Annotated in this window: 3 protein-coding genes and 1 pseudogene; 2 read left to right on the top strand and 2 right to left on the bottom strand. The window is 46.2% G+C overall.

Annotated features, from left to right (window positions below):
* Positions 1 to 189: pseudogene (locus NWP21_RS17220) on the bottom strand (hypothetical protein); the annotation flags it as partial.
* A complete protein-coding gene (locus NWP21_RS17225) occupies positions 167 to 370 on the bottom strand; it encodes a hypothetical protein (protein ID WP_280793614.1) in 204 nt (67 codons plus the stop codon). The pseudogene NWP21_RS17220 and the gene NWP21_RS17225, both read right to left, overlap by 23 nt.
* A gap of 73 nt (positions 371 to 443) precedes the next feature.
* Here NWP21_RS17225 and NWP21_RS17230 point away from each other — a divergent pair, with 73 nt between their 5' ends.
* Positions 444 to 1,244: an NYN domain-containing protein gene (locus NWP21_RS17230; RefSeq protein ID WP_280793615.1), complete on the top strand. Its 801-nt coding sequence runs from the start codon at positions 444 to 446 to the stop codon at positions 1,242 to 1,244.
* Positions 1,245 to 1,320: 76 nt separating this feature from the next.
* Positions 1,321 to 3,981: a CHAT domain-containing tetratricopeptide repeat protein gene (locus NWP21_RS17235; RefSeq protein ID WP_280793616.1), complete on the top strand. Its 2,661-nt coding sequence runs from the start codon at positions 1,321 to 1,323 to the stop codon at positions 3,979 to 3,981.
* The last annotated feature ends 95 nt before the right edge of the window (positions 3,982 to 4,076 follow it).

A 4,076-nucleotide genomic window follows, 5' to 3' on the forward strand; every position in this document is an offset into this window, starting at 1 on the left:
AATTAACATTTCTGGCTGAATCCAACCGGTGATTTCTAAACTTTCCCTTAATGCTCCTGCTAATAGTGGTTGCCCTGTATTATCCACCGGTTCATCCTCTTTTAGGTCAAAATCAGGCGGTAACGGTTCCCAGGTGATAACTATTCCTGGAGGTGATGCGGTTTCACTAGTGCGGGTTGTTGTCACCATAAATACTACCTAATTTATTGGTTGACTGTTGACGGTTGGCGGTTGACGGTTGACTGTTGACTGTTGACTGTTGGCGGTTGACGGTTGACTGTTGACTGTTGACGGGTGACACAAAGTTAATTGCTTGTGCATAAATTTTACCGCAGACAACGTTAATTAATTGTGGGGTGCAGGTTGACACAAAGTTAATCCCTTGTGCATAAATTTTACCGCAGCCAACGTTACTTTATTGTAGGGAGCAAAAAGGTAAGACAATGGAAAAACTCATTTTAGGTGGTTTAACGGCTACAACTACGGCTCTGATGGTAGCACTTCAACAGCCCGCATGGGCTTTACCCATCCCCATGTTGTTTACCTACTCACTAGGTCGTCGTCAATCCCTAGAGAAAATCCACCAAAACCAACTTCAGGTATCCCCTGCCATTGTACAACAGTGGGAACAATCTCAAACCAAAGTTAACAACAAAGTTAACAACCTAGAACAAGTCTTAATGGAGTTACAACAAGGCCTAGAAGCACTGCACAAACGTAGCACTGATTGGGAAGCAGCCACAAAAAACGCCACTCCCAAAGGACGGGGACGGGTGGCTATATTTATTGATGGTGCTAATTTGTATTACGCCCGTCAAGAGTTAAAAATTGACATTGATTATAAAAAGTTGTTAGAGCTACTCACTAAAGATGGTAGTTTGTGGAAAGCCTTTTATTATACAGGTATAGATTCCACTAGGAGTCAAGAAAAGAATTTTATCAGTTGGTTAGGTCACAATGGCTTTCAGGTAATAACTAAGGAATTAGTTAAACGGGCTGATGGTACTAGAAAAGCCAACCTAGATGTTGAGATGGCTATGGATATTGATAAATTGGCATCTTATTATGATACGGCTGTGTTTGTGGGGGGTGATGGAGATTTGGCTTATGCCTTAGAACAGGTGAGCCGAAGGGGAATCAGGGTAGAAGTGTTGGGTTTACGTACCATGACTAGCGAGGCATTAATTAATGTAGCTGATGTGTATACAGATTTAGGGCAAGTCAAAGAGCAGTTACGTAGATAATAATGGGGTGGGGTGCGCTATGGTGCATCCCACTGATTAGGTTTGGATGTGAAGATTTTAATCACAGAGGATAGGTATGGATAAGCAAACACAGGTAGAAGATAACTTCTGGGGAGAATTGTTACAGACCAGGATTCAAGATGGTGAAGCAGCAGTTCATCAACTCATGCAGCAAAATCTGGGTTTAATTACCCCGGCATTGTGTCTAAGTATTACCAGGTGGGTAGAAGTAGTTCTGACAGAGCATCCACAGAGGGCTGAAGATATTGCCACCAATGTTGAAAATACTTGCATAAGTATTGAAGTTTTCCCCCAAGGCAAGTATGCAGAAGTGCTAGAAATTGCCATTCATGGCTATCAGGTAGTGCTGTCACTGCGCCAAAATCATCCTGAAGGTCGAGCTAGAACTCTCAATAACCTAGGCATTGCGTACCTTACCCAAGCCGAGTTAGGCATCGACCCGGCAAATAATCTGCAACTAGCCATAGCCGCCTATGGTGAGTCCGCTGAGATTATGCGTGGCTTAGGTTTAGCAAGAGAGCTTTCCACGACTCTCAATAACCTAGGCAATGGGTACTGTAACCAAGCCGAGTTAGGCATCGACCCGGCAAATAATCTGCAACTAGCCATAGCCGCCTATGGTGAGTCCGCTGAGATTAGGCGTGGCTTAGGTTTAGCAAGAGACCTTTCCGGGACTCTCAATAACCTAGGCAATGGGTACCGTAACCAAGCCGAGTTAGGCATCGACCCGGCAAATAATCTGCAACTAGCCATAGCCGCCTATGGTGAGTCCGCTGAGATTAGCCGTCGCTTAGGTTTAGCAAGAGACCTTTCCCAGACTCTCAATAACCTAGGCATTGTGTACGATACCCAAGCCGAGTTAGGCATCGACCCGGCAAATAATCTGCAACGTGCCATAGCTGCCTATCGAGAAGCCCTCACCTATCAGAACCCCACCATTTTACCAGTAGATGCCCTGAGAACAGCCTCTAATCTAGGTAATTTAGGCTTCAACCAAGGGGATTGGCAGGTGGCTCTAGAAGGCTATCAAATGGCCATGACAGCCATTGACTATACCCGCACTCTACGCACCAACGCTGCTGAACGTGACAAAATTGTGGCTGATGCTATAAGTATCTATGAAAACGCCATTCAAGCCGCCATTAACCTCAATGACATCGCCACCGCCTTGAAAATTGTCGAACGGGTGCGAGCCAAGCGCCTCGTAGACCTCATGGCTACCGCTGACCTCTATCAAGGGGGTGATATCCCCCCCCAAATCCAGCAATGGTTACAACAACTGGATAACCTAGATGATCGCATCGCTAACCTGCAACAGCCAGAAGACAAACAGGATACCGATGGGTTAAAAACCCGGCAACTGCGCGCCGCCATGAACGTACCTGCGGAAATTGCTGAACTACAAACACAAAAAAAATGCATCCTAGACCAAATCAACAACGTGGATGAAGTAGTGGCGAAACTACGCCAACTGCAACCACCGCAACTACAGGATTTTTACCCCCTGCTGACGGCTAAAACCACTCTTGTGAGTTTCTATAGCACTGGAAAAGACACCCACATCCTCATCCTGCACGCCGGGGAAACTCAACCCCACTGCTTCACCTGTCAAGGGCAAGGTTACGAAAAGTTACAACAGTGGTTATCTCAAACCTGGACTACACCCTATCACAATCATAAAACTCAGTGGATGGCACAAATGCCCCACACCCTGGCAGAAGTTGCCCAACGCTTAGAAATTGAACGCCTGATTACAGAACACCTACAGGGTACAGAGGAACTGCTGATAGTTCCCCATCTGTTCCTACATCAAATCCCCTTTGCGGCTTTGCCCATAGCTGAGGGCTATTTGGGGGATAAATTCCTGATTCGTTATGCTCCCAGTCTACAAGTCTTAGGATTTTGTTACAACCCCAAACGCTTATCTGCGAAACAGCCGGATAGTTACAACTATGCCACAGCGGAAAACGCCACTGGTGATTTACCTTTCAGTGGATTTGAGGGGAGGAAAGTAGCAGAAATGTTTGCAGTGCCACAGGAACAAAGACTGATGCGAGAACAAGCTACCCGCACCGCCTACCGTCAATTATTACAACAAGCCAGCCACGTAGTCAGTAGTCACCACGCCCAAAGTCAGGTTGACAATCCCCTAGAATCGGGTTTAAAACTTAGCGACGGTAAGATCACTGTTAGTCAACTATTTTCTCCGGGGTGGCGTTTTCCCCAACTCCAGGAAGTATTTCTCTCCTGTTGCGAAACAGGGTTATTTCAACCGGAGAGTATGACTGATGAACCAGTAGCAGTAAGTACTGGCTTTCTCTGTGCGGGAGCATCGGGTGTAATTGCCAGTCAATGGTCGGTTAATGACTGTTCGGCGGCATTGTTATCTATTCTATATCATCAACAGCGACAGCAAGGCTTAAACCGTCCCCGCGCTCTGCAAGCAGCACAACGGCAAATGCGCCAGATGACTGCGGCTGAGTTTAAAAAGTACTATCGCAAGCAGTTAGAGAGTCATATCAAAGGGGAAAAAGTACTTCTGAGCAATGAAATCCAGAGGAAGAAACAAGAAGGCTTGAATCCTAAGCAAGAAGAAGAACTTTTAAGGAAATATGCTGATGCGGAAAAAACTATTAAAGGTTATTCGGAAGGTGAAGGTTTACCCTTCAAGGATCCATTCCATTGGGCGGCTATGGGTTGTTATGGTTTGGGGTGATGGTTGACGGTTGACGGTTGACGGTTGACGGTTGACGGTTGACGGTTGACGGTTGACGGTTGACGGTTGACGGTTGACGGTTGACGGTTGACGGT

Source organism: Anabaenopsis sp. FSS-46 (assembly GCF_029891665.1).
GTDB classification, from domain to species: domain Bacteria; phylum Cyanobacteriota; class Cyanobacteriia; order Cyanobacteriales; family Nostocaceae; genus Anabaenopsis; species Anabaenopsis arnoldii.

Coding starts and splice junctions, on each gene's coding strand:
- NWP21_RS17235 (WP_280793616.1), top strand. CDS start 1,321: ATGGATAAGCAAACACAGGTAGAAGATAACTTCTGGGGAGAATTGTTA.
- NWP21_RS17230 (WP_280793615.1), top strand. CDS start 444: ATGGAAAAACTCATTTTAGGTGGTTTAACGGCTACAACTACGGCTCTG.